We start from the raw sequence: 25,433 nt of genomic DNA on the forward strand, positions 1-25,433 counted from the left end.
GCAGGATCCGTGCTGCCTCTGTAACGGAATAAAAATAATTAAGGAGTGAAAAAATGAGTGAATCATTACATCTGACCCGCAACGGCCACATTCTGGAAATTACCCTGGACAGGCCAAAAGCGAATGCCATCGATGCCAAAACCAGTTTCGAAATGGGCGAGGTTTTTCTCCAGTTCCGTGACGATCCAGAGCTGCGCGTGGCCATTATTACCGGCGGCGGAGAAAAATTCTTTTCTGCCGGCTGGGACCTGAAAGCCGCCGCTGAAGGTGAAGCGCCAGATGCCGATTTTGGTCCTGGCGGATTTGCTGGCTTGACCGAAATCTTTGACCTCGACAAACCGGTCATTGCTGCCGTTAACGGCTATGCGTTTGGCGGCGGCTTTGAGCTGGCGCTGGCGGCTGACTTTATTGTCTGCGCAGAAAACGCCAGCTTCGCGTTGCCGGAAGCCAAACTGGGGATCGTGCCAGACAGCGGCGGCGTACTGCGCCTGCCGAAACTGCTGCCACCTGCCATCGTCAATGAAATGGTGATGACCGGCAGACGCATGGATGCTGAAGAAGCACTGCGCTGGGGGATCGTGAACCGCGTCGTGAGCCAGTCTGAACTCATGGATAGCGCTCGCGAACTGGCGCAACAACTGGTAGACAGCGCACCGCTGGCCATCGCCGCGCTCAAAGAGATTTACCGCGCCACCAGCGAAATGCCGGTTGAAGAAGGCTATCGCCACATCCGCAGCGGCGCGCTAAAACATTACCCTGCCGTACTGCATTCCGAAGATGCCGTCGAAGGGCCGCTGGCATTTGCAGAAAAACGCGATCCGGTCTGGAAAGGACGTTAATACCTGATTCAGGCCTACAAAGAATAACTGTTTCGTAGGCCTGATAAGGCATTTATGCCGCCATCCGGCAAAAAACATAAAGGAAAATTTATGAGCTATTACGCCTTTGAAGGCCTGATTCCGGTGGTACACCCAGAGGCGTATGTCCATCCCAGCGCCGTACTTATTGGCGATGTGATTGTTGGGGCTGGCGTTTATATCGGCCCACACGCTTCGCTGCGCGGCGACTATGGCCGCCTGATCCTTGAAGCGGGCGCCAATCTCCAGGATGGCTGCATTATGCATGGCTATTGCGACACCGACACCATCGTGCATGAGAATGGGCACATTGGACACGGCGCGATTCTGCACGGCTGCATTGTAGGGCAGGACGCGCTGGTCGGCATGAACAGCGTCATCATGGACGGCGCAGTGATTGGCGAAGAGAGCATCGTCGCTGCAATGAGTTTTGTGAAAGCAGGATTTGCCGGTGCTCCCCGCCAGCTACTGGTGGGCACACCCGCACGTTTTCTGCGTCCAGTGACGGACGAGGAGTTACGCTGGAAGCGGCTCAATACGAAGGAATATCAGGATCTTGCTGTCCGCTGTCGGGCCGCGCTACATGAAACACAACCGTTAACACAGGTAGAAGAAAACCGGCCGAGGCTGAAAGGCACCACGGAAGTAAAACCAAAATCGGAAATGTAAATCATGCTGGATGGCGCCAGCGCCTGTCTGGCCGTTCAGAAAGGTGAAAGTGTTTGCCGGATAAGGCGTTTCACGACGCCCTCCGACAAACAGGCCATTACGATTAACGACGCATGCTTTTAGAAAGCATCATCTGCCATTTTTGTTCGCGATTGAGCTCCCTCGGCGGTACAGACATACAGGTTCGGCTCACCGGGCTGACCACTTTTGTCTGCGCACTGATACCCAGGCGGGTATACAGTGAAGCATCAATATTATTGATACGCACCAGTCGCTGACATTGACATCCCCGCCCCTCAAGTTGGTTTGGAATTGTCTTGGTTTCGCAGGCTATTTCCCCAACCTCAGAGAGAATATAAGAAACCGTATTAATCGCTTTGCAATGGTCCATATCAAAATGCTTAGCGATCTCTTTGGCGGTAACCCAACGATTTTGCGCCATCACCCAATCAGCAATTAACAAATAAAGTGGTTTTTCAACATATTCTTCACACATAGGCACACCATTTTCACTAATTAAAATTCTTGCTCAGGCTCTGTCGGCGCAAATTAACGCAATGCCATTAGCCATATTAAAGTCGTGGATATCAGCGATAATATGCAAGTTAAAGATTAATTAGTGTGAGCTAAATCTTGCTTGTCACATTGTAAATATGATTAAAGAAATATAAATATCCTGGATTTACCTTATCGGCTCAAAAAAAAAGGTTCCTGAAAAGGAACCGTTAAGATTAATGGCAAATATTCCGTTTTGCCGGAAGGCGGGTAAGCCCCCGCCAGCCGAGATTATTTTTGAATCTGCGCGTGCATTTCCTGCACCGATGTCACCTTCTCGGTAGCATCCGCATTTAACGCCATCGCCGTGGCGAAACCGCCGTTCAGCGTGGTGTCATAATGCACTTTATACTGCAGCGCGCTGCGGCGAATCAGTTTGGAGTCTTCAATCGCCTGGCGACCTGCGGTGGTGTTGATGATGTAGGTGTATTCGCCATTCTTGATACGGTCCTGAATGTGCGGACGACCTTCATGCACCTTGTTCACCAGACGCGGGTTAATACCGGCTTCTCCCAGCACAATCGCCGTGCCGTGGGTGGCATCCAGTTCAAAGCCCTGCTTCAGCAGTTTTGCGGCCAGGTCTACCACGCGCTCTTTGTCGCCTTCGCGAACAGAGAGCAATGCACGACCGGATTTCTTCATGGTAGAGCTACTGCCCAACTGTGCCTTAGCGAACGCTTCTGCGAAGGTGCGGCCTACGCCCATCACTTCCCCGGTAGAGCGCATTTCTGGCCCTAACAGCGGGTCAACGCCCGGGAATTTATTGAACGGCAGCACCACTTCTTTCACCGAGTAGTACGGCGGGATGATTTCTTTGGTGACGCCCTGCTGTGCCAGCGTCTGGCCTGCCATCACGCGCGCCGCCACCTTCGCCAGCGGTACACCGGTCGCTTTAGAGACGAACGGTACGGTACGTGCCGCACGTGGGTTGACTTCAATCAGGTAGACTTCGTTGTCTTTCACCGCAAACTGCACGTTCATCAGACCACGCACCTGCAGTTCGAAGGCCAGTTTCTGCACCTGCTGGCGCATTACGTCCTGGATTTCCTGGCTCAGCGTGTAGGCTGGCAGAGAACACGCGGAGTCACCGGAGTGAACGCCTGCCTGCTCGATGTGCTCCATGATGCCGCCAATCAGCACCATTTCGCCGTCGCAGATAGCGTCGACATCGACTTCAATGGCGTCGTCAAGGAAGCGGTCCAGCAGTACCGGTGCATCGTTGGAGACGCTGACGGCGGTCTGGAAGTAGCGACGCAGGTCGATTTCGTCGTAGACGATTTCCATCGCGCGGCCGCCGAGTACGTAGGACGGGCGAACCACCAGCGGGTAGCCAATCTCTTTCGCCTTCTCAACCGCCATCTCAATCGCGGTGACGGTGGCGTTGGCCGGCTGTTTCAGCTTCAGACGGTCAACCGCATGCTGGAAGCGCTCGCGGTCTTCTGCACGGTCGATAGCATCCGGGCTGGTACCGATAACCGGTACACCAGCGGCTTCCAGCGCACGCGCCAGCTTCAGCGGGGTCTGGCCGCCGTACTGCACGATAACGCCCTTCGGCTTCTCGATGCGCACGATTTCCAGCACGTCTTCCAGCGTCACCGGCTCAAAGTACAGACGGTCAGAAGTGTCGTAGTCGGTAGAAACTGTTTCCGGGTTACAGTTGACCATGATGGTCTCGTAACCGTCTTCGCGCAGCGCCAGTGAGGCGTGTACGCAGCAGTAGTCGAACTCGATGCCCTGACCGATACGGTTCGGGCCGCCGCCGAGGACCATGATTTTATCGCGGTCGGTGGACGGGTTGGCTTCGCACTCGTCTTCGTACGTGGAGTACATGTAGGCGGTGTCGGTGGCGAACTCTGCGGCGCAGGTGTCCACACGTTTGTAGACCGGGTGCAGGTTGTACTGGTCACGCAGTTTGCGAACTTCCGCTTCGCGTACGCCGGCCAGTTTAGCCAGACGCGCATCGGCAAAGCCTTTACGTTTCAGGTGGCGCAGGAAGTCAGCGTTGAGGCCGGTGATACCGACTTCAGCCACTTTCTCTTCCAGACGTACCAGCTCTTCAATCTGCACCAGGAACCAGCGGTCGATGTTGGTCAGGTTAAACACGCCGTCGACAGACAGGCCAGCGCGGAAGGCATCGGCGATGTACCAGATACGCTCGGCACCGGCGTCTTTCAGTTCGCGGCGAATTTTGGTCAGGGCTTCCGGGTCGTCGAGGCTGACTTTCGGGTCAAAGCCGGTTGCACCGACTTCCAGACCGCGCAGCGCTTTCTGCAGGGATTCCTGCTGCGTGCGGCCAATCGCCATCACTTCACCGACAGATTTCATCTGGGTGGTCAGACGGTCGTTCGCACCGGCGAATTTTTCGAAGTTAAAGCGTGGAATCTTGGTAACGACGTAGTCGATGGACGGTTCGAAGGAAGCCGGAGTACGGCCGCCGGTGATGTCGTTCATCAGCTCATCGAGGGTGTAGCCCACCGCCAGTTTCGCTGCCACTTTGGCAATCGGGAAGCCGGTTGCTTTAGACGCCAGCGCCGAGGAGCGGGAGACACGTGGGTTCATTTCGATAACGATCAGACGACCGTCTTTCGGGTTAACCGAGAACTGGACGTTAGAACCGCCGGTCTCAACGCCGATTTCACGCAGTACCGCCATCGAGGCGTTACGCATGATTTGGTATTCTTTGTCGGTCAGAGTCTGAGCAGGCGCTACGGTGATGGAGTCACCGGTGTGGATGCCCATGGCGTCGAAGTTTTCGATAGAGCAGACGATGATGCAGTTGTCGTTTTTATCACGCACCACTTCCATCTCGTACTCTTTCCAGCCAATCAGCGACTCGTCAATCAGCAGCTCTTTGGTTGGGGAAAGATCCAGGCCGCGCTCGCAAATCTCTTCGAACTCTTCGCGGTTGTAAGCGATACCGCCGCCGGTGCCGCCCATGGTGAAGCTTGGACGGATGATGCACGGATAGCCAACGTCAGCGGCAACCGCCAGCGCTTCTTCCATGGTGTGTGCAATACCGGAACGTGCGGTGTCGAGGCCGATTTTCTTCATCGCCACGTCGAAACGGCGGCGGTCTTCGGCTTTATCAATTGCATCAGCGGTAGCACCAATCATGGTGACGCCGAACTCTTCCAGCACGCCCTGACGTTCCAGCTCCAGCGCGCAGTTCAGCGCCGTCTGACCGCCCATGGTTGGCAGTACGGCGTCCGGACGCTCTTTTTCAATGATTTTGCGTACGACTTCCCAGTGAATCGGCTCGATGTAGGTGGCATCGGCCATTTCCGGGTCGGTCATGATGGTCGCCGGGTTAGAGTTCACCAGAATAACGCGGTAACCCTCTTCACGCAGGGCTTTACAGGCCTGTGCGCCGGAGTAGTCAAATTCGCAGGCCTGGCCGATTACAATCGGACCAGCGCCAAGGATCAGGATGCTTTTTATATCTGTACGTTTTGGCATTGTCTTCTCGGCTCCTGATTATTTAGCGGTCTTACGGTATTGCTCGATAAGTTCGATAAAGTGATCGAACAGTGGCGCGGCATCGTGCGGGCCTGGGCTGGCTTCCGGGTGTCCCTGGAAACTAAACGCCGGTTTATCGGTGCGGTGAATTCCCTGCAGGGTGCCATCGAACAGCGATTTGTGGGTCACACGCAGGTTAGCAGGCAGCGTCGCTTCATCTACCGCAAAACCGTGGTTCTGCGCGGTAATCATCACCACGTTGTTATCAATATCTTTCACCGGGTGGTTACCACCGTGGTGACCGAATTTCATCTTGATGGTTTTCGCACCGCTGGCCAGCGCTAACAGCTGATGGCCCAGGCAGATACCGAATACCGGAATCTCGGTCTGGAGGAATTTTTCAATCGCGTCGATAGCGTAATCACACGGAGCCGGGTCGCCAGGGCCGTTAGAGAGGAAAATACCGTCCGGATTCATCTTCAGTACGTCTTCAGCAGAGGTTTTCGCTGGGACAACCGTCAGGCGGCAGCCGCGGTCTACCAGCATGCGCAGAATGTTGCGTTTGGCGCCAAAATCGTAGGCAACGACGTGGAACGGCAGCTCTTCTTCTTTTTTGGCTTCTGGCAGTTCGCCTGCCAGCGTCCAGCTACCCTGAGTCCAGCCGTAGGTTTCAGCCGTGGTCACTTCTTTCGCCAGGTCCATACCATTCAGCCCCGGGAACGCTTTGGCCTTTTCCAGCGCCAGCTGCGCATCCAGATTATCACCGGCGATGATGCAGCCGTTCTGAGCGCCTTTCTCACGCAGCAGGCGCGTCAGCTTACGGGTATCGATATCGGCAATCGCCACGATGTTATGGCGTTTCAGGTAAGAAGAGAGGTCTTCAGTATTGCGGTAGTTGCTGGCAATCAGCGGCAGGTCGCGAATGACCAGACCTTGCGCATGTACCTGAGAGGATTCTGCATCGGCTTCATTGGTGCCGACATTACCGATATGGGGATAAGTAAGAGTGACGATTTGGCGGGAATAGGAAGGATCAGTGAGGATTTCTTGATAACCGGTCATTGAAGTATTGAAAACGACTTCCCCAACCGCCGAACCCGTTGCCCCTATGGCCCGACCGTGAAACTGGGTTCCGTCTTCCAGAACCAATAGCGCTGACTTAATCAAAACACCCTCCAGAGAATATTCACTCACTTTATTTGCATATTAATTCATTTTGATTGCATGAATCAATGCAAATTTGCTTACCCATGTATTTCTGGCAAACGGCGGCATTCTAGAGACAGACCAGACAAAAGTCTACCTGAAAGGGGAATTTTTATTATTATTTTACGTCACTGAGATAAATCGCGCGATTTAACAGGCAAAAAGATCAGCTAAGTCGTTTCGGAAAACGCTTGCGCGACGAAAAGAGTATGGGAATACGCTACCAAGATGGAAAAAGTAGACCATCTGGTCAAAATTTACATAAAACCAACATAAACAAAGACAAAAACATGAAATTTCTAGCCACTCATGAAAAACAGATAACTAAACCAATAAAATAAAAGGGCAATAAAATATTGCCCTATGTAATCAATAAATTATGACTACAATGACCACATCACTAAGGGTAACTCATGCTTATAAATCATTTAAATTAAGCACATCTCGCATATCAAAAAGACCATTTGATTTGCATTTTAACCAAATTGCCGATTTTACGGCTCCGTTAGCAAATGTCATGCGGCTGGATGCCTTATGCGTGATCTCAACGCGCTCACCAATATCGGCAAACATCGCAGTATGTTCACCCACAATGTCACCCGCACGTACGGTAGCAAAACCAATCGTGCCGGGTACTCGCTCACCGGTATAGCCTTCCCGGCTGTAGACGGCGCAGTCTTTAAGATCTTTGTCCAGCGCATGGGCAATCGCTTCCCCCATCGCCAGTGCCGTACCTGACGGCGCATCCACTTTATGACGATGGTGCGCTTCAATAATTTCAATGTCGGCGTAGTCGCCCATCACTTTTGCCGCTTTTTCGAGAAGCTTCAGCATGACGTTGACGCCCACACTAAAGTTCGCCGCAAAAACAATCCCGACCTCCTGAGCGGCGTCGCGAATAGCCTGCTTACCAGCCTCGTCGAATCCAGTCGTACCTATCACCATGCTTTTGCCGTGCTGGCGGCAAAAGGCCAGATGCATCAGCGTCCCTTCCGGGCGGGTAAAATCAATGAACACATCAAAATCGTCTTTGATGGCATCAAGGCTGCTTTGTATGGTAACACCGCACTTTCCGGCACCCGCCAGTTCACCCGCATCGCTGCCCAGCAATGAGGAACCTTCCCGCTCCAACGCCGCGCCCAATTGGACGCCTTCCATGCTCAGTGTCGCCTGAATCAACTGACGTCCCATGCGTCCACCGGCTCCCGCGATGGCAACGCGGATATGTGCATCATGCATAGCTATTCTCTTTTGTTAATTTTACGTAAATCGTTTTCAGATTAACCAGCGCGCTGCCGCACCGCTAGCCAAAAACGTCGATAATTAGAATTTAATGATAAACAGGGTGAGATATCAGTAAAAGGCATGATGCATCGGAATAAGTCGCACCATACCGTTTGATACACCTGGATTTACGGAGCCAATGCCAGCACGTCTGCAACCCATTGCTGAAAACCAGCGACATCGATATCGAGGGCGACCTGTGCGTTTGCCGGTCTGTTCATTCGTCCCTCAATATCCACAACGGTTGTTCCGGCGGTATATTCCCCCTGCGTTTCTACCGCGACGAAGCACGGCTTGACGGTAAACAGATCCGGGCGAACCAGCCAGGCGATAGCGCAGAGGTCGTGCATCCGCACGCCAGTGCTCATTGTTCCGCTGCGATAGTGACTGAACAGGGCATGCAGCATCTTTCCGGTACGATTCAGGGTGGGTAACGCGGCCAGATACTCCGGCGTCAGCATGGCCTGATTCGTGACATCCAGCCCGCACATCACAATTTCAATTCCACTCTGGAATACACAGGCGGCCGCTTCCGGATCGACCGCGATGTTGAATTCGGCATTCGGGGTGAAGTTCCCCCGCCCGGCAGAACCGCCCATGATCACCAGACGGCGGATATTGAACGTACATTCCGGAGAGTGCATCAGCAGCAGTGCAATGTTGGTTAACGGGCCAATCGCGACCAGAGTGACCGGTTCCGGGGCGCTCATCAGCGCGTCACGAATGGCGATAAAGGCCGGTTTCGCCAGCGGCTGTCGGTCATGGCCAACAAAATCATAGCCTTCCATACCGGATTCGCCATGAACATCAGCGGCGTCGCGTAACGAACGCAGCAGCGGCTTGGCGGCCCCCTGCGCCAGAGGAACATCGGTATTCCAGAAATGCAGCAGTTGCAGGGCGTTACGGGTGGTTTTCTCCACCGAGACGTTACCGGCGACCGTGGTCATCAGCCGCAGATCAAGCTGAGGGGCAAACAGCGCAGCGGCAATCGCCGCGGCATCATCAATGCCGGGATCGGTGTCGAGAATAATGGGTAGGCGCATATTTTCTCCATAAAAAAATGCCAGACATCAAGTCTGGCATCTTCTCATAATCATCACGTGCAAGATTTACTCTACTTCACGAACATCCACTCGTAACTCTTTCGGCACTTCAAAAACGATGTTCTCTTCACGGCCTTCCAGCGGAATCGCTTCGCCGCCACCAAGCTCCTGCAGACGCGAAATGACATTCTGTACCAGAATATCCGGTGCGGATGCCCCGGCAGTGACGCCAACGCAGGCCGCATTCTTGACCCACGTTTCCTGAATATCGGTCGCATCGTCGATAAGAAATGCCGTTTTCCCCATTCGCTGCGCCAGTTCAGCCAGACGGTTGGAGTTTGAGGAATTCTTTGAGCCGACCACTAACACCACATCGGCCTGTTCAGCCAGCGCACGCACCGCTTCCTGACGGTTGGTCGTCGCATAACAGATATCGTCTTTACGCGGCCCGACGATTTTCGGGAATCGCTTACGCAGCGCATCAATAACGTCTGAGGTGTCATCCACGGAAAGCGTGGTTTGCGTCATAAAGGAGAGTTTGCCCTCATTTTTGACATTCAGCGTCCAGACATCCTCTGGGGACTCGACCAGGTACATCCCCCCTACCGGGTTACTGTACTGCCCCATCGTACCTTCGACTTCCGGGTGCCCTGCATGACCAATCAGGATCGACTCTTCGCCGCGACGGCTGGCGCGCGCCACTTCCATATGCACTTTCGTTACCAGCGGACAGGTCGCGTCAAAAACCGTGAGATCGCGGCTTTTCGCTTCGTTGCGTACCGCCTGAGACACGCCATGGGCAGAGAAAATCAGGATCGCACCGTCCGGTACTTCACTGATTTGCTCAATAAAAATCGCCCCACGCTCGCGCAGGGTGTCCACCACATAACGGTTATGTACCACTTCGTGACGAACATAAATTGGTGCGCCATAAATCGCCAGCGCGTTTTCCACAATGCTGATAGCGCGGTCTACACCTGCGCAAAATCCGCGCGGGTTGGCCAACAGGATCTGCATTTTACGCCTCCAGTGCCGGATCGACTTCCAGCACTTCAATATCAAAATGAACGATACGCCCTGCCAGCGGATGGTTGAAATCAACGGTGATGGAGTCGCCATTAATTTCACGGATCACGCCAGGCATTTCACTGCCGTCCATTGCGGTAAAGAGCATAATTGCCCCGATTTCGGGTTCGCCCGCGTCCATAAATTCCCGGCGCGAGAAATACTGAATCAAATCCGGGCTCGGTACGCCAAAGGCGGCATCCGGCTCCAGAGAAAACGTGGTCTTTTCGCCATTTTTCAGGCCAAGAAGATGCTGCTCCAGTCCTTCAGACAGAGAACCATCACCCAGGCGGAATAGCGCAGGTTTACCATTATTGCGGGTCGACTCTGCGGTGGAGCCATCGTCGAGCTTTAAGGTGAAGTGCACCAGCACCGCACTGTTACTCTGTACTGATTTAGACATGCAGGTTGCTCTTTAAAATTGCTGCCGCCTGTTTGCCCGGTGGCGCTACGCTTACCGGGCCTACAAGGATTGCGATATATTGTAGGCCGGATAAGGCATTTACGCCGCCATCCGGCACAGGTTTGCCTGATGGCGCTACGCTTATCAGGCCTACAGCACCTGATAAGCGCCATCCGGCCATTTTTTATGCGGCTTTTTTCTCTTTCGAAGGCAAAAAGCCTTCCAGCACAATCATCGCCGCGCCGACACAAATTGCGGTATCCGCGAGGTTAAACGTCGCGAAGTGCCAGTTGCCGACGTAGAAGTCGATCATATCGACCACGAAGCCATGCCACAAACGATCAAATAAATTGCCCAGCGCGCCACCGATAATCAACGCATAAGCAATGTTATTCAGCTTTTGCGAAGCTTTTCCACGATACATCATCACCATCAGGATCACGCAGATACCAATGGCAATACCGGCGAAGAACCAACGCTGCCAGCCACCACTATCGGCAAGGAAACTGAACGCCGCGCCGTAGTTACGCGCATAATGCAGATTAAGCGATGGGAACAGCGACACCGTATCCCCCAGAGCAAAATTCTGGAGGATCAGGTATTTGCTGCCCAAATCGATAATCAGCACGATCACCACCAGCCACAGCCAGCGCAGTCCAGTTGAACAGATAGGCTTACTCATCAGGCAAACTTACGTTGTTCGCCATCACCGGCGATATTGCTGACACAGCGTCCGCAGATGTCTGCGTGTTCCGCCACCTGGCCGACATCCGTCGTGTAATGCCAGCAACGCGGACACTTATCACCCTCGGCTTTGCTCAGGGCGACTTTCAGCCCTTTCAACAGTTCGCTCTGCTGTGCGTCAGCAGGCGCACTTGCATACTCCGCAACAACAGCACCGGAGGTCAACAGGACGAATCGTAATTCGTTGCCCAGTGCGGTCAGTTTGGCAGCCAGTTCAGGTTCCGCATACAGCGTCACCGCCGCTTCCAGAGAACCGCCCACTTTCTTGTCCGCACGTGCCTGTTCGATGACTTTGTTCACTTCGCCACGGACTTTCAGCAGTTCGTCCCAGAAGGCGTCGTTCATGGCTTCGGCATCGGCCAGGCCAAACAGGCCGGTGTACCACTCGCCGGTGAAAACGTATTTCTCGCGGGAGCCCGGCAGGTAGCCCCAGATTTCGTCCGCCGTGAAGGACATGATCGGCGCCATCCAGCGTACCAGCGCTTCTGCAATGTGATACAGGGCAGTCTGGCAGCTACGACGCGCCACGCTGTCTGATTTCGCGGTGTACTGACGATCTTTGATGATGTCGAGGTAGAACGAGCCCATTTCAACGGAGCAGAAACGCATCAGGCGTTGTACCACTTCGTGGAAGTCGTAGGCTTCATACGCTTTCAGGATGTCTTCCTGTGCGGCTTGCGCACAGCCAACCGCCCACCGGTCCAACACGACCATCTCTTCCGGTTTCACCATGTCTTTCACCGGATCGAACCCGTTCAGGTTCGCCAGCAGGAAGCGCGCGGTGTTACGGATACGACGATAGCTGTCGGCAGCACGCTTCAGGATTTCGTCAGAAACGGCCATCTCACCGGTATAATCGGTAGATGCCACCCACAAACGCAGGATATCCGCGCCCAGTTTGTTCATCACATCCTGAGGAGAAACGGTATTACCGATAGATTTAGACATCTTGCGACCCTGACCATCCACAGTAAATCCGTGGGTCAGTACCTGGCGGTATGGCGCTTTGCCTTTCATGGCAGTGGAGATCATCAGAGAAGACATGAACCAGCCGCGATGCTGGTCAGAACCTTCCAGATACATATCCGCAGCGTGACCGGAGAATTCAGGGCGCACATCTACCACGGAAGAGTGGGTGGAGCCAGAGTCAAACCAGACGTCCAGCGTATCCGGCACTTTCACATACTGGTCAGCGTCATCGCCCAGAATCTCTTTCGGGTCGAGATCCCACCAGGCCTGAATGCCGTCAACTTCAACGCGCTTCGCCACTTCTTCCATCAGTTCAATGGCGCGAGGATGCAGCTCTTCGGTGTCTTTGTGAACAAACAGAGACATCGGCACACCCCAAGTACGCTGACGGGAGATACACCAGTCAGGACGGTTCGCGACCATAGATTCGATACGTGCCTGACCCCAGTCCGGGATCCACTGTACGCCTTTAATCTCTTTCAGCGACTGCGCGCGCAGGCCTTGCTGATCCATGCTGACAAACCACTGCGGCGTCGCACGGAAGATGATCGGCGACTTGTGACGCCAGCAGCACGGATAGCTGTGCTGCATTTTTTCTACGTGCAGCAGTGCGCCTTTTTCAGTCAGCAATGCAACGACAATATCGTTTGCTTTGAATACGTTAACACCATCCAGCGTCGGGTAAGTACCCGGCAGATATGTGCCATCCGGGCCAACAGGGTTAGCGACTTCCAGACCGTATTTCTGACCAATCACATAGTCGTCAGGACCGTGGCCCGGTGCGGTATGAACGGCCCCGGTACCGGCATCCAGCGTCACGTGATCACCAAGGATCGCCGGGACGTCGAAGCCCATAAACGGATGGGTAAAGCGCAACAGTTCCAGTTCCGCACCTTTTACCGTGCCAAGGATGCTGTAGTTTGCGGCGCCAATACGCTGCATGACGCCTTCAACCAGATCTTTCGCCAGAATCAGCGCCTGATCGTCAATCTGTACCAGCGCATAATCGAAATCAGCCGCCAGAGAAATCGCACGGTTAGCAGGCAGGGTCCACGGGGTTGTGGTCCAGATAACCAGTGAAATCGGACCGTTCACGGAAGTGACGCCGAATTTAGCTTTCACGGCATCCTGAGAGGCGGCGTGGAAAGCCACGTCGATAGACGGAGAGGTTTTGTCGTAATATTCAACTTCTGCTTCCGCCAGTGCGGAACGGCAGTCTACGCACCAGTGCACCGGCTTCGCGCCTTTGTGCAGATGGCCGTTACCGATGATTTTACCCAGCGCACGAATGATGTTGGCTTCGGTTTTGAAGTCCATGGTCAGATACGGATGCGACCAGTCACCCAGCACGCCCAGGCGGATAAAGTCATTACGCTGACCGTCGACCTGCGTCGCTGCATATTCACGGCACTTCGCACGGAACTCCGCCGCAGTGAACTTCTCGCCCGGTTTACCGTATTCCTGTTCAACTTTCAGTTCGATTGGCAAACCATGACAGTCCCAGCCCGGAACATAAGGTGAGTCAAATCCCGTAAGTCCTTTGGACTTCACGATAATGTCTTTCAGAATCTTGTTAACTGAGTGACCAATATGAATACTGCCATTCGCATAAGGAGGGCCATCATGCAGAATGAAGGTTTTTTTGCCTTTTTTGGCCGCACGAATGATGCCGTACAGGTCATCATCAGTCCAACGCGCCAGCATTCCCGGTTCGCGTTTGGCGAGATCGCCACGCATCGGGAACCCTGTTTCCGGCAAATTCAGGGTTGATTTATAGTCACTCATCAGATTCTCGTTTCCGTATTTTTCACGTAGGCTTACGCCGGGTTTGATAGCCCAAAAAATTCGCGGGCCGTTAACTCATCACGCGCGATCTGCGCTTTCAACTCATCAAGAGAAGCGAACCGCTGCTCATTGCGTATCTTTTTACGCAGTATTACATCTATATGGCGACCGTAGAGGTCCATTGCAACGTCCAGCAGATGCACTTCCAACTGTTGACGCACGCCCGCCACCGTTGGGCGAGTACCAATGTTAGCGACGCCGGGTAACGGCGTGTCGCCAAGGCCCATCACTTCAACCGCATAGACCCCTTTAACCGGGGAAACCTGACGACGTAGCGGTAAATTCGCCGTAGGAAAACCGATGGTGCGCCCTAACTCATCGCCGTGGACAACACGCCCGGAGATGGTAAAGGGGCGTCCCAGTAAACTTTCAGCGAGCGACAGGTTGTCATCTGCCAACGCCTGGCGCACCGCTGTACTGCTGATTCGCACACCACCTTCACAGAACGTCTGGGTGCTGGTGATGTCAAAACCATACTCAGCGCCCGCTTTCTGTAATAACAAGAAATCGCCTTCGCGACCAGCACCAAAGCGGAAATCGTCGCCAATGGCAAGAAATTGTACGCCGAGACGCGTTACCAGCAGGTCACTGATAAACATTTGCGCCGTGAGCGCGGCAAACCGCCGGTCGAAACGCACGCACAGCACGTATTCGACGCCACACTCTGCCAGGTAGCGTAGTTTTTCCCGTAGGCGGGTCAGACGCGCAGGCGCCTTTTCAGTCGCAAACAGCTCCAGCGGTTGTGGCTCGAATATCATGACCATTACCGGTAAACCACGCTTGCGCCCTTCTTCCTGCAAGCCCTGCAGCAATGCACGATGGCCACGGTGCACACCGTCGAAATTACCAATGGTCAGCACACACCCATGTGGGGCCTGACTGAGATTATGTATGCCGCGTATCAGCTTCATGTCTGGCTCAAAACAGTGAAAATCGCCAAAGTATACCTTGTACAGCGGTCAAGGTTAACCGGCGATTGATGCAGCGAAACATAAAGAGGTTTGTTTTCATTGTTATGGCCAAATCAATACAAAAAACTGGCCGCCCTGTTCAATTTTTATCGCGGAAAAGCTGTATTCACAGTCCGCAAGCTGGTAGAATCCTGCGCCATCACTACGCAACGAGTGCTGCAATATTAACGGCGCTTATTTGCACAAATCCATTGACAAAAGAAGGCTAAGAGGGCATATTCCTCGGCCTTTGAATTGTCCATATAGAACACATTTGGGAGTTGGACCTTGGCTAATATCAAATCAGCTAAGAAGCGCGCCGTTCAGTCTGAAAAGGCTCGTAAGCACAACGCAAGCCGTCGCTCTATGATGCGTACTTTCATCAAGAAAGTATACGCAGCTATCGAAGCTGGCGACAAAGCTACTGCACTGAAAGCATTTAACGAAATGCAACCAATCGTGGACCGTCAGGCTGCTAAAGGTCTGATCCACAAAAACAAAGCTGCACGTCATAAAGCTAACCTGACTGCACAAATCAACAAACTGGCTTAATCGCCTGAGTGTTGAAGCTTTGTAAAAGAACCCGCGCAAGCGGGTTTTTTTATGTCTGTCCGGCACACTCGCTTTACTTGCTCGCAGGAGCAAAAAGCGTGCTGTAGTCCGCATGACAAATTCGTTGTACCGCAGGATGTTGAATCATCCTCTCCGCAAAAATGGCATGGTACTCTTCCATGACATTCTCTACGCGCCCGATTTCAACAATCGAATCGTCTGCATAAAAATCATTCGCATAGAGCGTTGGAGCCACAAAGATCGCATTGTGAGTCGCGCCAAATGCCTTCATCAACGCCGCATCATCAAACTCACCCAGAATCTCAACGTTTAGCCCCTGGGAGTTAATCCAGTTCAGCAATTTGCGTCCCAGCATTGAACGACGCCCTGGAATCAACACCCGGCGTTCCTCCAGACAGGCAGGAAACGGTTTATCAGGGAGCGGATGAGTACACCAGAAGCTGACGCTGCATTCGCCAATCCTCACAGAGAAGAGTCCTTCCTGCTGCGTGGAGTCTATCGGGCAATCAGAGATGATCATATCCAGCTTATGCTGACTCAGTTGTTCAAGTAACATCTCATGCGTAGATTCAAAGCACCGCAGGTGGATCTGTTCTCCCTCAGCCACAGCGGCATCCAGCACGCTGCTGACCAGACGTTTGGAAAGCGCATCCGCCACGCCAACGTCAAACAGCAGGTTTGACTCTTTGCGGTAATTCACGATATCCAGCATCTCCTGGCTCAGCGTGAACATTTTATCCGCATAGCGAAAAACCAATTCCCCTAACTCGCTGGGCTCCAGGCCACGCCCCTTCCGCTTGAACAATTTTCCCTGTAAACGCTCTTCAAGGGCTTTAATCTGGCCGGTAATAGTTTGTGGGGTCAGATACAGCGCCTCTGCTGCACCAACAACAGAACCTTCTTTATAGACATGCCAGAAGTAATAAAGATGGTTGTAATTAATATGGGGCATGCTCATTTCTCTCCCTGAACAATGTCGCAAAGGGAGCCGCATTTGGCTCCCTTGTCATTCCACGCCCGTTAAACAGGCGTATTTAAGCGGGCACGAAGCCAACTATAACCCACAATCGCCGACAACAACGATCCGATCAGAATTCCCAGTTTTGCCCAGTTAATCAGCTCAGGATCGACATTTCCAAATGCCAGACTGGCGATGAAAATCGACATGGTAAATCCGATACCGCACAAGATCCCGACGGCCATAATCTGCTGGAAGTTCGTCCCTTCCGGTAATTGCGCCAGTTTGAGACGCAGAGCCAACCAGCAGAACACGCTGATACCCAACGGTTTACCGATTAACAGACCCGCAATAATCCCCAGCGGAAGCATGGAGGTCAGTCCGTCCATCGTCACACCCTGTAACGAGACCCCAGCATTGGCAAAAGCGAACAGTGGCAGAATCAGATACGCCACCCACGGATGCAAAACGTGCTCCAGTCGTTTGGCCGGAGAGCGACCGTGCTTCTCCTTGAGCGGAATGAAGAAGCCGACAATCACGCCAGCAAGCGTTGCGTGCACTCCAGACTTCAGCACTGCCGTCCACAACACCATGCCCACCAGAATATAAATACCGGTACGCCTTACCCCGCACATATTCAGGACGGCCAGCACCAGAATCGCAAACGCGGCAACGCCTAACGACATCACGGAAAGGTCACTGGTGTAGAACAGCGCGATAATCACAATCGCGCCCAGATCGTCGATAATCGCCAGCGCCATCAGGAATATTTTCAGCGCCAGAGGTACACGGCTCCCCAACAGCGCCAGCACACCCAGAGCAAACGCGATATCGGTTGCGGCTGGAATGGCCCACCCTTCACGCGTAATGGGATCCGCATAGTTGAACGCCAGATAGAGCAAGGCCGGGACAATCATCCCCCCAATGGCGGCAATGATCGGGAAAGCCGCCTGACGCAAACTGGCCAGCGACCCCTGCATAAGTTCACGTTTGACCTCAAGCCCGATCAACAGGAAAAACACCGCCATCAGTGCATCGTTGATCCACAACAGCATGTTTTTATTGATTTCTAACGCGCCGACCCGCAGTTGTACCGGTGTTTCCAGAAATGCGTGATACCAGCCACTGGTCCATCCCAGGTTCGCCATCAACATAGCCAGCGCAGCGGCGATGATAAGAATGATGCCCCCAGAGGCATCGCTGCTAAAGAAACGGTGCAGATGTTTCACTTTTTATTCTCTCAATCAGGTGAATACTTCGTAATTACTATATTAACCTGCATGATCGATCGTTAAAATTAGATTATTTATGATAAACAATTCGGTTTTTACGATGAAATAAAGTCTTACGCCTTGCCGAATTATATGAATACGTTTAATAAAAAAGGCCTGAGATTTCTCAACCTCAGGCCCTTGTCCGATCTCATGCAAGCAATTAGCGGGTCAAATCATCAAAGAATTTTTTCACGCCGTCGAAAAAGCTTTTTGAACGGGGGCTGTTTTTCTCGCCCGTTGGTCCACCAAAGCTGTCCTGGAGATCTTTCAACAGTTGCTTCTGCTTGTCATTCAGGCCAACCGGCGTTTCGACGACAACACGGCAGAGTAAATCGCCCTGCGCGCCACCGCGTACGGACTTCACGCCTTTACCGCGCATGCGGAACAATTTGCCGGTCTGTGTTTCGCCAGGCACCTTCAGCTTCACGCGGCCATCCAGCGTTGGGACTTCAATCTCACCGCCAAGCGCCGCCATTGCGAAGTTGATTGGCACTTCACAGTACAGGTTGTTGCCTTCACGTTCGAAAATAGGGTGCTGTTTTACCTGCACCTGAACGTACAGATCGCCTGCTGGCGCGCCATGCTCACCGGCTTCACCTTCACCAGAAAGACGAATGCGATCGCCCGTATCCACGCCTGCCGGGATTTTAACGGACAGCGTTTTGCTTTTCTCAACGCGACCGTGACCGTGGCATTTGTTGCACGGATCTTTGATCAGCGTACCGCGGCCCTGACAATGCGGACAGGTCTGCTGTACAGCGAAAAAGCCCTGACGCATCTGTACCTGGCCAGAACCGTGACAGGTTGGACAGGTCTGCGGCTTGGTACCTGATTTCGCGCCGCTGCCGTGGCAAATATCACACTCTTCCAGCGTCGGGATGCGGATCTCTTTGGTGACGCCACGCACGGCTTCTTCCAGAGTGAGATCCATGTTGTAACGTAAATCAGCACCACGTGAAGCGCGCTGACGGCCACGACCGCCGCCAAAGATATCGCCAAACACGTCACCAAAGATATCGCTGAAGTCAGCCCCGCCGCCAAAACCGCCGCCGCCGCCCATACCGCCTTGCTCAAACGCAGCATGGCCGTACTGATCGTAAGCCGCGCGTTTTTGTGCATCGGTCAGGATCTCGTAGGCTTCTTTGATCTCTTTGAATTTGGCTTCGGCCTCTTTATCACCCTGGTTACGGTCCGGGTGAAATTTCATGGCCAGGCGCTTGTAGGCCTTTTTGATTTCACGCTCTTCCGCTGTTTTGGAAACGCCTAAAATCTCGTAATAGTCTTGCTTAGCCATCTCTTTTTATCTGCCCTTAACATGCATAAACGGGCGGAGAGGAAAACCTCTTCGCCCGTGTCAGTAATTACCCAATCAAAGGGCGATTATTTTTTGTCTTTCACTTCTTCAAACTCAGCGTCGACAACATCGTCATCTTTCGCGTTGTTTGCAGAAGCATCAGCTGAACCAGCCTGCTGCTGTGCATGCTGCTGCTGGGCGATTTCCATCAGTTTCTGGGAAACCTGAGCCAGTGCCTGCATTTTCGCTTCGATGTCTGCTTTGTCTTCACCTTTCAAAGATGTTTCCAGCGCAGTCAGAGCAGACTCGATGGCAGTTTTGTCGTCAGCTGGCAGTTTATCGCCTGCTTCTTCAACCTGCTTACGGGTGCTGTGCAGCAGATGGTCACCCTGGTTACGGGTCTGAACCAGCTCTTCAAACTTACGGTCAGATTCTGCGTTCGCTTCTGCTTCGCGAACCATTTTCTGAATTTCTTCTTCGTTCAGACCAGAAGAAGCCTTGATGGTGATCTTCTGCTCTTTACCGCTGTTTTTGTCTTTCGCGGAAACGTGCAGGATACCATCGGCATCAATATCGAAGGTCACTTCGATCTGCGGCATACCGCGCGGTGCCGGGCTGATGCCATCCAGGTTAAACTGACCCAGATCTTTGTTATCAGCGGCACGTTTACGTTCACCCTGCAGCACATGGATGGTTACCGCAGACTGGTTGTCTTCAGCGGTAGAGAACACCTGGCTGTGCTTGGTCGGGATGGTGGTGTTTTTGCTGATCAGCGCCGTCATCACGCCGCCCATGGTTTCGATACCCAGAGACAGCGGGGTAACGTCCAGCAGCAGTACGTCTTTCACATCACCGGTCAGTACACCACCCTGAACAGCTGCACCGATTGCAACAGCTTCGTCCGGGTTAACGTCTTTACGCGGTTCTTTACCGAAGAACTCAGCAACTTTCTTCTGCACCATCGGCATACGCGTCTGACCGCCGACCAGGATAACATCCTGAACGTCAGAAACAGACAGACCAGCATCCTGCAGAGCAACTTTCAGTGGCTCGATGGAACGGTTCACCAGGTCTTCTACCAGGCTTTCCAGTTTCGCACGGGTCACTTTGATGTTCATGTGTTTCGGACCGGTCGCGTCTGCAGTGATGTACGGCAGGTTCACGTCGGTCTGCTGCGCAGAAGACAGTTCGATTTTCGCCTTTTCTGCGGCTTCTTTCAGGCGCTGCATTGCCAGCGGGTCATTACGCAGGTCAATGCCCTGATCTTTCTTAAATTCGTCAACCAGGTAGTTGATCATACGGCTGTCGAAGTCTTCACCACCCAGGTGGGTATCACCGTTGGTTGCCAGAACTTCGAAGGTTTTTTCGCCGTCAACTTCGTCGATTTCGATAATAGAGATATCGAAAGTACCCCCACCGAGGTCATAGACCGCGATAGTACGGTTACCGACTTCTTTATCCAGGCCGTAAGCCAGCGCTGCTGCAGTCGGTTCGTTAATGATACGTTTGACTTCCAGACCTGCGATACGACCGGCATCTTTGGTTGCCTGACGCTGAGCATCGTTGAAGTAAGCAGGTACAGTGATAACCGCTTCAGTTACTGGCTCGCCCAGATAATCTTCCGCCGTTTTCTTCATTTTCTTCAGCACTTCAGCAGAGATCTGCGGCGGTGCCATTTTCTGACCTTTTACATCAATCCATGCATCACCGTTGTCAGCACCGATGATTTTGTACGGCATGATGGCTTCATCACGCTGTACTTCTTCGTCCTGGAAGCGGCGGCCAATCAGGCGTTTAATCGCAAACAGGGTGTTTTGCGGGTTTGTCACTGCCTGACGTTTAGCCGGCTGACCAACCAGAGTTTCACCATCCTGGGTATAAGCAATGATAGAAGGCGTGGTGCGATCGCCCTCGGCATTCTCCAGCACACGTGCAGTAGTGCCATCCATAATCGCTACACAAGAGTTGGTAGTACCCAGGTCGATACCAATAATTTTACCCATCTAAACGTCTCCACTAAAAATTCGGTCATCATGTGGTTGTGAATCTGTAATAAGGGCGAAACGTGCGGTTTCAACTACCCTGAATCGTTTTTTTTCAGACTCACTCACTGCGGTTGACTACAAGATGGGGTCGTAACCCACGTCATCAAGGGGGGCACGAAAATTTTTTTTACCGCGAAGAGAAAATAAACACCAGAAAAGCATAATAGGACGACCGTTCTCCGACCTGAAAAGTGCTTTTATCTCTCTTCTGGCACCTTCATAAGACCGAAATCCAGACAGAACCTTTACGAAAAGCGCAGCGCCACTGTCTCTTGTTGGAGAACCAAAAAGCGCGGCATAAACGGTGTAGACGCTGTGTGATCGGCGTCACTCAAAAGTAAAACGCGCACTTGAGTAAAAAAACTTCATTTTACCCCTGGTAGATCATAGACAGCCCCCATCCCCATGATTATTATGCCGCGCCCCGAACTGATACTGCTTTATCGGGGGAACTATTTCACCATTCAATCAATGATGATTTTGAGGAATTATGGGCAACACTAAGTTGGCTAATCCGGCACCGCTGGGCCTGATGGGTTTCGGCATGACCACCATTCTGCTTAACCTGCATAACGTGGGTTTATTTGCGCTTGACGGTATTATTCTCGCGATGGGAATTTTCTACGGCGGTATCGCGCAGATCTTTGCCGGCCTGCTGGAATACAAGAAAGGCAACACCTTCGGCTTAACCGCATTCACCTCTTACGGCTCCTTCTGGCTGACGCTGGTCGCGATCCTGTTAATGCCGAAAATGGGTCTGACAGATGCACCCAATACGCAGTTCCTGGGCGTGTATTTGGGACTGTGGGGCGTGTTCACGCTGTTCATGTTCATCGGTACGCTGAAGGCTAACCGTGCACTGCAGTTTGTCTTCCTGAGTCTGACAGTGCTGTTTGCCCTGCTGGCTGTCGGCAACATCGGCGGCAATGCAGCGGTGATCCACTTTGCAGGCTGGGTGGGCTTAGTTTGCGGCTCCAGCGCCATCTATCTGGCCATGGGCGAAGTGCTGAACGAGCAGTTTGGCCGCACCATTCTCCCTATCGGTGAAGCGCACTAATTTTTTAATATCCCCCCGACCGGGGGGATATTTTTTACTCTTGCTGCAGTTTTGCCTCATCATGGATGTCGCGGTAATAAATATCCTGACGCAGCCACATTCCTAATCCCAATCCTATCAGAGATAACGCCAGCACATACCAGGCAGGTGCCATCGGCGAAATGCCCATCAGCACGGTAACGAAAATCGGCGTCAGTCCCCCGAAAATCGCATACGAGACATTGTAAGAAAATGAAATGCCGGTGAAGCGAACCTCCGCCGGAAAGGCTCTGACCATGACATAGGGCACCGCCCCTACTACACCGACACACAGCCCGACAACGCCGTAAAGAAAGAATAGCTGCTCCGGATGCGCGCCTGATAAGTGATAGAAGAACCAGCTCGAGCACGCCAACAGCAGGCTTCCCACAATGAAGGTCTTACTGGCGCCAAAACGATCGGCGGCCAGTCCAGCCAGCAAACATCCCACACACAGCATGATGGTTGCGATGCTGTTTGCCTGTAGGGTCAGCGCTGGCGCAAAGCCGTATTGTTTTTGCAGCCAGACTGGCGACATCAAAATCACCACCACAATACCTGCCGACAAAAGCCAAGTCAGCAGCATCGAGACAACCACCGCTTTTCGGTGATTAACCACAACAGATTTTACCGGAAGTTCCTGCGCCAACGCTTTACGCTGCTGCATCTCGAGGAAGATGGGTGTTTCCTGCAACCAGCGGCGTAAATACATCGCCACAAAGCCGAAAACGCCCCCGAGCAGGAAAGGGATACGCCAGCCATAATCGTGAACTGCCTGTTGAGTCATGCTGGTGTTAATCAGCGTAGCAACGACAGAGCCGAGCAGGATCCCTACCGTCAATCCCGCGGTCAGCGTACCGCAGGCGATCCCTATCCGACGTTCAGGAACATGTTCCGCCACAAACACCCACGCGCCGGGGACTTCACCGCCAATGGCCGCTCCCTGCAAAATGCGCATCAGTAACAGCAGCAACGGCGCCAGAATCCCCAGGGAGGAAAAGGTAGGTAACAGACCTATCGCCAGCGTCGGCACGGCCATCAACAAAATGCTCAGGGTGAACATTTTCTTACGCCCCACCATGTCGCCAAAGTGCGCCATGATGATGCCTCCCAGTGGACGCGCCAGATACCCAGCAGCAAAAATGCCAAAGGTCTGCACCTGGCGGAGCCATTCCGGGATATCAGCAGGGAAAAACAGCTCGCCAACGACAGCCGCGAAGAAGACAAAAATAATGAAGTCATAAAACTCGAGCGCACCACCGAGAGCGGCCAGCGTAAGGGTTTTATAATCCTGACGATTCAGAGGTCGTGTGTGTTGTGACATAGCAAACCATGAGTAAAGTGGAGTTATTGATTGGGTTAAGCGATATGTAAATTAAAAATTACTATATCGTAAACAATTCAATACTCCACTCACTTCACCGCTTATGTCACGAAACGGTTAACTTCAGGCGTTTGTATCGCGGATGGCGCTTTTCGGGCGGAATGATGCTACCACGTCGGGTGCAGTTTCCACATACGGGCCATCCAGCAGCTGTATACAATACGGTACACTGGCAAATATCCCCGCCACCAGCGCTTTGCCGTCCGCATCTTTCACCCCTTCCAGCGTTTCTTTGATGGATTTAGGTTGTCCCGGCAAATTGAGGATCAGCGCCTGTTTGCGAATGACGCCCACCTGGCGAGAGAGAATTGCCGTTGGCACAAAGTGCAGACTGATCTGGCGCATCTGTTCGCCAAAGCCGGGCATTTCCCGGTCAGCGACGGCCAGCGTCGCATCCGGCGTAACATCGCGGCGCGCAGGCCCGGTTCCGCCGGTCGTCAGTACCAGGTGACAACTCATCTCGTCGACCAGTTCACACAGCGTTTGTTCAATAATCGCCTGTTCATCCGGTATCAGTCGGGTTTCTACTTCAAAAGGGGTCGTCAGGGCGGCCGCCAGCCACTCTTCCAGAGCCGGGATACCTTTGTCCTGATAAACACCGCTGGAGGCGCGGTCTGAGATGGAAACTAAGCCAATACGTAAGGTGTTCATGATTATTCCGTTTAAACAGTCTCGTTAAACAGAATGATACACTGCGAAGGGACAGACAGACAGGTTTCAGAGGGGTTAGCGTGACCCGTATCAGGGCCACGCTAAAAATGATTACAGCAGGTCGCCGATCATTTTTTCCAGTTTACCCTGGTCTACAGCAAACTTACGGATACCGTCCGCCAGTTTGTCTACAGCCATCGGATCCTGGTTGTGCTGCCACAGGAATTCAGACTCAGTGATGCGTTCCGGACGTGCTTTCACTTCGCCAGAGAAGGACAGTTTGCGCTCAACAGCGCCTTCGCTTTCAGCCAGTTCTTTCAGCAATGCAGGCGCGATAGTCAGACGATCGCAACCCGCCAGCTCCAGAATCTCACCCATGTTGCGGAAGCTTGCGCCCATCACCACTGTTTCGTAGCCGTGCTGTTTGTAGTACTCGTAGATTTCCGTCACGGAAACCACGCCCGGATCTTCATCCGGTGCATACTCTTTCTTGTCGGTATTGGTTTTATACCAGTCAAGAATACGACCTACGAACGGAGAAATCAGGTACACGCCTGCTTCTGCACATGCACGCGCCTGCGCGAAGGAGAACAGCAGCGTCAGGTTACAGTTGATGCCTTCTTTTTCCAGCTGCTCAGCAGCACGAATGCCCTGCCAGGTGGAAGCCAGTTTGATCAGAATACGATCGTTGCTGATACCCGCATCGTTGTAGAGTTTGATCAGACGTTTCGCTTTCGCGATAGACGCTTCGGTGTCGTAAGACAGACGCGCGTCAACTTCGGTAGAGATACGGCCAGGGACCAGTTTCAGGATCTCCAGACCAATGTTCACCGCCAGCTTGTCAGTTGCATCAACCACTTGCTGTGCGCGATCGTTACTCTGCTGTTTAGCCCAGGCAACAGCGTCGTCAATCAGTTTACGGTATTCCGGGATCTGCGCTGCATTCAGAATGAGAGAAGGGTTAGTTGTGGCATCCTGCGGCTGGTACAGCTTCATTGCCGCGATGTCTCCGGTGTCAGCCACCACGGTAGTGAACTGACGAAGGGAGGTCAATTTGTCCGTCATGATAGTGTTTCTCTTTAAACAGCTTGTTAGGGGGATGTAACCGGTCTGCCCTGATGATAACACGACGT

Annotated in this window: 21 protein-coding genes and 1 pseudogene; 4 read left to right on the plus strand and 18 right to left on the minus strand. The window is 52.9% G+C overall.

What is annotated here, in order from left to right; genetic code table 11:
- Positions 1-53: 53 nt before the first annotated feature.
- The gene (gene caiD, locus JM656_RS18140) at positions 54-839 is read left to right on the plus strand and encodes a crotonobetainyl-CoA hydratase (protein ID WP_203358967.1); all 786 of its coding nucleotides are present in this window, start codon (positions 54-56) and stop codon (positions 837-839) included.
- Positions 840-929: 90 nt separating this feature from the next.
- Entirely contained in the window at positions 930-1,526 is a 597-nt protein-coding gene (gene caiE, locus JM656_RS18145; protein WP_203358968.1) for a carnitine operon protein CaiE, read from the plus strand.
- A gap of 103 nt (positions 1,527-1,629) precedes the next feature.
- Here caiE and caiF read toward each other — a convergent pair whose 3' ends face one another.
- The 11 genes and pseudogenes from caiF to JM656_RS22365 all read right to left on the minus strand — a co-directional run bounded on the left by caiF (position 1,630) and on the right by JM656_RS22365 (position 15,229).
- The gene (caiF, locus tag JM656_RS18150) at positions 1,630-2,022 is read right to left on the minus strand and encodes a carnitine metabolism transcriptional regulator CaiF (protein ID WP_203358969.1); all 393 of its coding nucleotides are present in this window, start codon (positions 2,020-2,022) and stop codon (positions 1,630-1,632) included.
- Positions 2,023-2,312: 290 nt separating this feature from the next.
- Positions 2,313-5,537 (minus strand): carbamoyl-phosphate synthase large subunit, encoded by a 3,225-nt coding sequence (gene carB / locus JM656_RS18155; RefSeq protein WP_203358970.1) that lies wholly within the window; start codon positions 5,535-5,537, stop codon positions 2,313-2,315.
- Between the two features lie 18 nt (positions 5,538-5,555).
- Positions 5,556-6,704: a glutamine-hydrolyzing carbamoyl-phosphate synthase small subunit gene (gene carA, locus JM656_RS18160; protein WP_203358971.1), complete on the minus strand. Its 1,149-nt coding sequence runs from the start codon at positions 6,702-6,704 to the stop codon at positions 5,556-5,558.
- A gap of 456 nt (positions 6,705-7,160) precedes the next feature.
- A complete protein-coding gene (gene dapB / locus JM656_RS18165; protein WP_203358972.1) occupies positions 7,161-7,982 on the minus strand; it encodes a 4-hydroxy-tetrahydrodipicolinate reductase in 822 nt (273 codons plus the stop codon).
- A 173-nt stretch (positions 7,983-8,155) separates the two neighbouring features.
- Positions 8,156-9,070 carry a ribonucleoside hydrolase RihC gene (gene rihC, locus JM656_RS18170; protein ID WP_203358973.1) on the minus strand — a complete coding sequence of 305 codons (915 nt, stop codon included), beginning with the start codon at positions 9,068-9,070 and terminating at the stop codon, positions 8,156-8,158.
- 66 nt (positions 9,071-9,136) lie between these two features.
- Positions 9,137-10,087: a 4-hydroxy-3-methylbut-2-enyl diphosphate reductase gene (gene ispH, locus JM656_RS18175; RefSeq protein WP_203358974.1), complete on the minus strand. Its 951-nt coding sequence runs from the start codon at positions 10,085-10,087 to the stop codon at positions 9,137-9,139.
- 1 nt (position 10,088) lies between these two features.
- Positions 10,089-10,538, minus strand: coding sequence for an FKBP-type peptidyl-prolyl cis-trans isomerase (gene fkpB, locus JM656_RS18180; RefSeq protein WP_203358975.1), 450 nt, complete (start codon positions 10,536-10,538; stop codon positions 10,089-10,091).
- 184 nt (positions 10,539-10,722) lie between these two features.
- Positions 10,723-11,220 (minus strand): signal peptidase II, encoded by a 498-nt coding sequence (gene lspA, locus JM656_RS18185; RefSeq protein WP_203358976.1) that lies wholly within the window; start codon positions 11,218-11,220, stop codon positions 10,723-10,725.
- Positions 11,220-14,036 carry an isoleucine--tRNA ligase gene (gene ileS / locus JM656_RS18190; RefSeq protein ID WP_203358977.1) on the minus strand — a complete coding sequence of 939 codons (2,817 nt, stop codon included), beginning with the start codon at positions 14,034-14,036 and terminating at the stop codon, positions 11,220-11,222. The genes lspA and ileS overlap by 1 nt, the downstream gene beginning before the upstream one ends.
- Positions 14,037-14,068: 32 nt before the next feature.
- Positions 14,069-15,007 (minus strand): bifunctional riboflavin kinase/FAD synthetase, encoded by a 939-nt coding sequence (gene ribF / locus JM656_RS18195; RefSeq protein ID WP_203358978.1) that lies wholly within the window; start codon positions 15,005-15,007, stop codon positions 14,069-14,071.
- A 7-nt stretch (positions 15,008-15,014) separates the two neighbouring features.
- Positions 15,015-15,229 (minus strand): annotated as a pseudogene (locus tag JM656_RS22365) (DUF2575 domain-containing protein).
- Between the two features lie 105 nt (positions 15,230-15,334).
- Here JM656_RS22365 and rpsT point away from each other — a divergent pair.
- Entirely contained in the window at positions 15,335-15,598 is a 264-nt protein-coding gene (gene rpsT, locus JM656_RS18200) for a 30S ribosomal protein S20 (RefSeq protein WP_003018940.1), read from the plus strand.
- 73 nt (positions 15,599-15,671) lie between these two features.
- Here rpsT and nhaR read toward each other — a convergent pair whose 3' ends face one another.
- The 4 genes from nhaR to dnaK all read right to left on the minus strand — a co-directional run bounded on the left by nhaR (position 15,672) and on the right by dnaK (position 21,148).
- On the minus strand, positions 15,672-16,571 hold the full coding sequence (nhaR, locus tag JM656_RS18205) for a transcriptional activator NhaR (protein WP_203361322.1): 900 nt from the start codon (positions 16,569-16,571) through the stop codon (positions 15,672-15,674).
- Positions 16,572-16,639: 68 nt separating this feature from the next.
- Positions 16,640-17,806 (minus strand): Na+/H+ antiporter NhaA, encoded by a 1,167-nt coding sequence (nhaA, locus tag JM656_RS18210; RefSeq protein ID WP_203358979.1) that lies wholly within the window; start codon positions 17,804-17,806, stop codon positions 16,640-16,642.
- Positions 17,807-18,011: 205 nt separating this feature from the next.
- Positions 18,012-19,145 (minus strand): molecular chaperone DnaJ, encoded by a 1,134-nt coding sequence (gene dnaJ, locus JM656_RS18215; protein ID WP_203358980.1) that lies wholly within the window; start codon positions 19,143-19,145, stop codon positions 18,012-18,014.
- Between the two features lie 86 nt (positions 19,146-19,231).
- Positions 19,232-21,148 (minus strand): molecular chaperone DnaK, encoded by a 1,917-nt coding sequence (gene dnaK / locus JM656_RS18220; protein ID WP_192611009.1) that lies wholly within the window; start codon positions 21,146-21,148, stop codon positions 19,232-19,234.
- Positions 21,149-21,680: 532 nt separating this feature from the next.
- Here dnaK and satP point away from each other — a divergent pair.
- Positions 21,681-22,247: an acetate uptake transporter gene (gene satP, locus JM656_RS18225; protein WP_203358981.1), complete on the plus strand. Its 567-nt coding sequence runs from the start codon at positions 21,681-21,683 to the stop codon at positions 22,245-22,247.
- Positions 22,248-22,281: 34 nt separating this feature from the next.
- On the opposite strand, the gene JM656_RS18230 is transcribed toward satP, so the two are convergent.
- From JM656_RS18230 to tal, 3 genes are all read right to left on the minus strand, one after another.
- Positions 22,282-23,589: an MFS transporter gene (locus JM656_RS18230; protein ID WP_203358982.1), complete on the minus strand. Its 1,308-nt coding sequence runs from the start codon at positions 23,587-23,589 to the stop codon at positions 22,282-22,284.
- 123 nt (positions 23,590-23,712) lie between these two features.
- Positions 23,713-24,300, minus strand: a complete 588-nt coding sequence (gene mog / locus JM656_RS18235) for a molybdopterin adenylyltransferase (RefSeq protein ID WP_203358983.1) — start codon at positions 24,298-24,300, stop codon at positions 23,713-23,715.
- Between the two features lie 111 nt (positions 24,301-24,411).
- The gene (gene tal, locus JM656_RS18240) at positions 24,412-25,365 is read right to left on the minus strand and encodes a transaldolase (protein WP_203358984.1); all 954 of its coding nucleotides are present in this window, start codon (positions 25,363-25,365) and stop codon (positions 24,412-24,414) included.
- Between the last annotated feature and the right edge of the window lie 68 nt (positions 25,366-25,433).

Source organism: Citrobacter sp. R56, assembly GCF_016811995.1.
Lineage (GTDB): Bacteria > Pseudomonadota > Gammaproteobacteria > Enterobacterales > Enterobacteriaceae > Citrobacter_D > Citrobacter_D enshiensis.

What these genes read in the sequence shown, in the direction of transcription:
- caiD (WP_203358967.1), top strand. Translation starts at nt 54, where the DNA reads ATGAGTGAATCATTACATCTGACCCGCAACGGCCACATTCTGGAAATT.
- caiE (WP_203358968.1), top strand. Translation starts at nt 930, where the DNA reads ATGAGCTATTACGCCTTTGAAGGCCTGATTCCGGTGGTACACCCAGAG.
- caiF (WP_203358969.1), bottom strand. Translation starts at nt 2,022, where the DNA reads ATGTGTGAAGAATATGTTGAAAAACCACTTTATTTGTTAATTGCTGAT.
- carB (WP_203358970.1), bottom strand. Translation starts at nt 5,537, where the DNA reads ATGCCAAAACGTACAGATATAAAAAGCATCCTGATCCTTGGCGCTGGT.
- dapB (WP_203358972.1), bottom strand. Translation starts at nt 7,982, where the DNA reads ATGCATGATGCACATATCCGCGTTGCCATCGCGGGAGCCGGTGGACGC.
- rihC (WP_203358973.1), bottom strand. Translation starts at nt 9,070, where the DNA reads ATGCGCCTACCCATTATTCTCGACACCGATCCCGGCATTGATGATGCC.
- ispH (WP_203358974.1), bottom strand. Translation starts at nt 10,087, where the DNA reads ATGCAGATCCTGTTGGCCAACCCGCGCGGATTTTGCGCAGGTGTAGAC.
- fkpB (WP_203358975.1), bottom strand. Translation starts at nt 10,538, where the DNA reads ATGTCTAAATCAGTACAGAGTAACAGTGCGGTGCTGGTGCACTTCACC.
- lspA (WP_203358976.1), bottom strand. Translation starts at nt 11,220, where the DNA reads ATGAGTAAGCCTATCTGTTCAACTGGACTGCGCTGGCTGTGGCTGGTG.
- ileS (WP_203358977.1), bottom strand. Translation starts at nt 14,036, where the DNA reads ATGAGTGACTATAAATCAACCCTGAATTTGCCGGAAACAGGGTTCCCG.
- ribF (WP_203358978.1), bottom strand. Translation starts at nt 15,007, where the DNA reads ATGAAGCTGATACGCGGCATACATAATCTCAGTCAGGCCCCACATGGG.
- nhaR (WP_203361322.1), bottom strand. Translation starts at nt 16,571, where the DNA reads ATGCCCCATATTAATTACAACCATCTTTATTACTTCTGGCATGTCTAT.
- dnaJ (WP_203358980.1), bottom strand. Translation starts at nt 19,145, where the DNA reads ATGGCTAAGCAAGACTATTACGAGATTTTAGGCGTTTCCAAAACAGCG.
- dnaK (WP_192611009.1), bottom strand. Translation starts at nt 21,148, where the DNA reads ATGGGTAAAATTATTGGTATCGACCTGGGTACTACCAACTCTTGTGTA.
- satP (WP_203358981.1), top strand. Translation starts at nt 21,681, where the DNA reads ATGGGCAACACTAAGTTGGCTAATCCGGCACCGCTGGGCCTGATGGGT.
- JM656_RS18230 (WP_203358982.1), bottom strand. Translation starts at nt 23,589, where the DNA reads ATGTCACAACACACACGACCTCTGAATCGTCAGGATTATAAAACCCTT.
- mog (WP_203358983.1), bottom strand. Translation starts at nt 24,300, where the DNA reads ATGAACACCTTACGTATTGGCTTAGTTTCCATCTCAGACCGCGCCTCC.
- tal (WP_203358984.1), bottom strand. Translation starts at nt 25,365, where the DNA reads ATGACGGACAAATTGACCTCCCTTCGTCAGTTCACTACCGTGGTGGCT.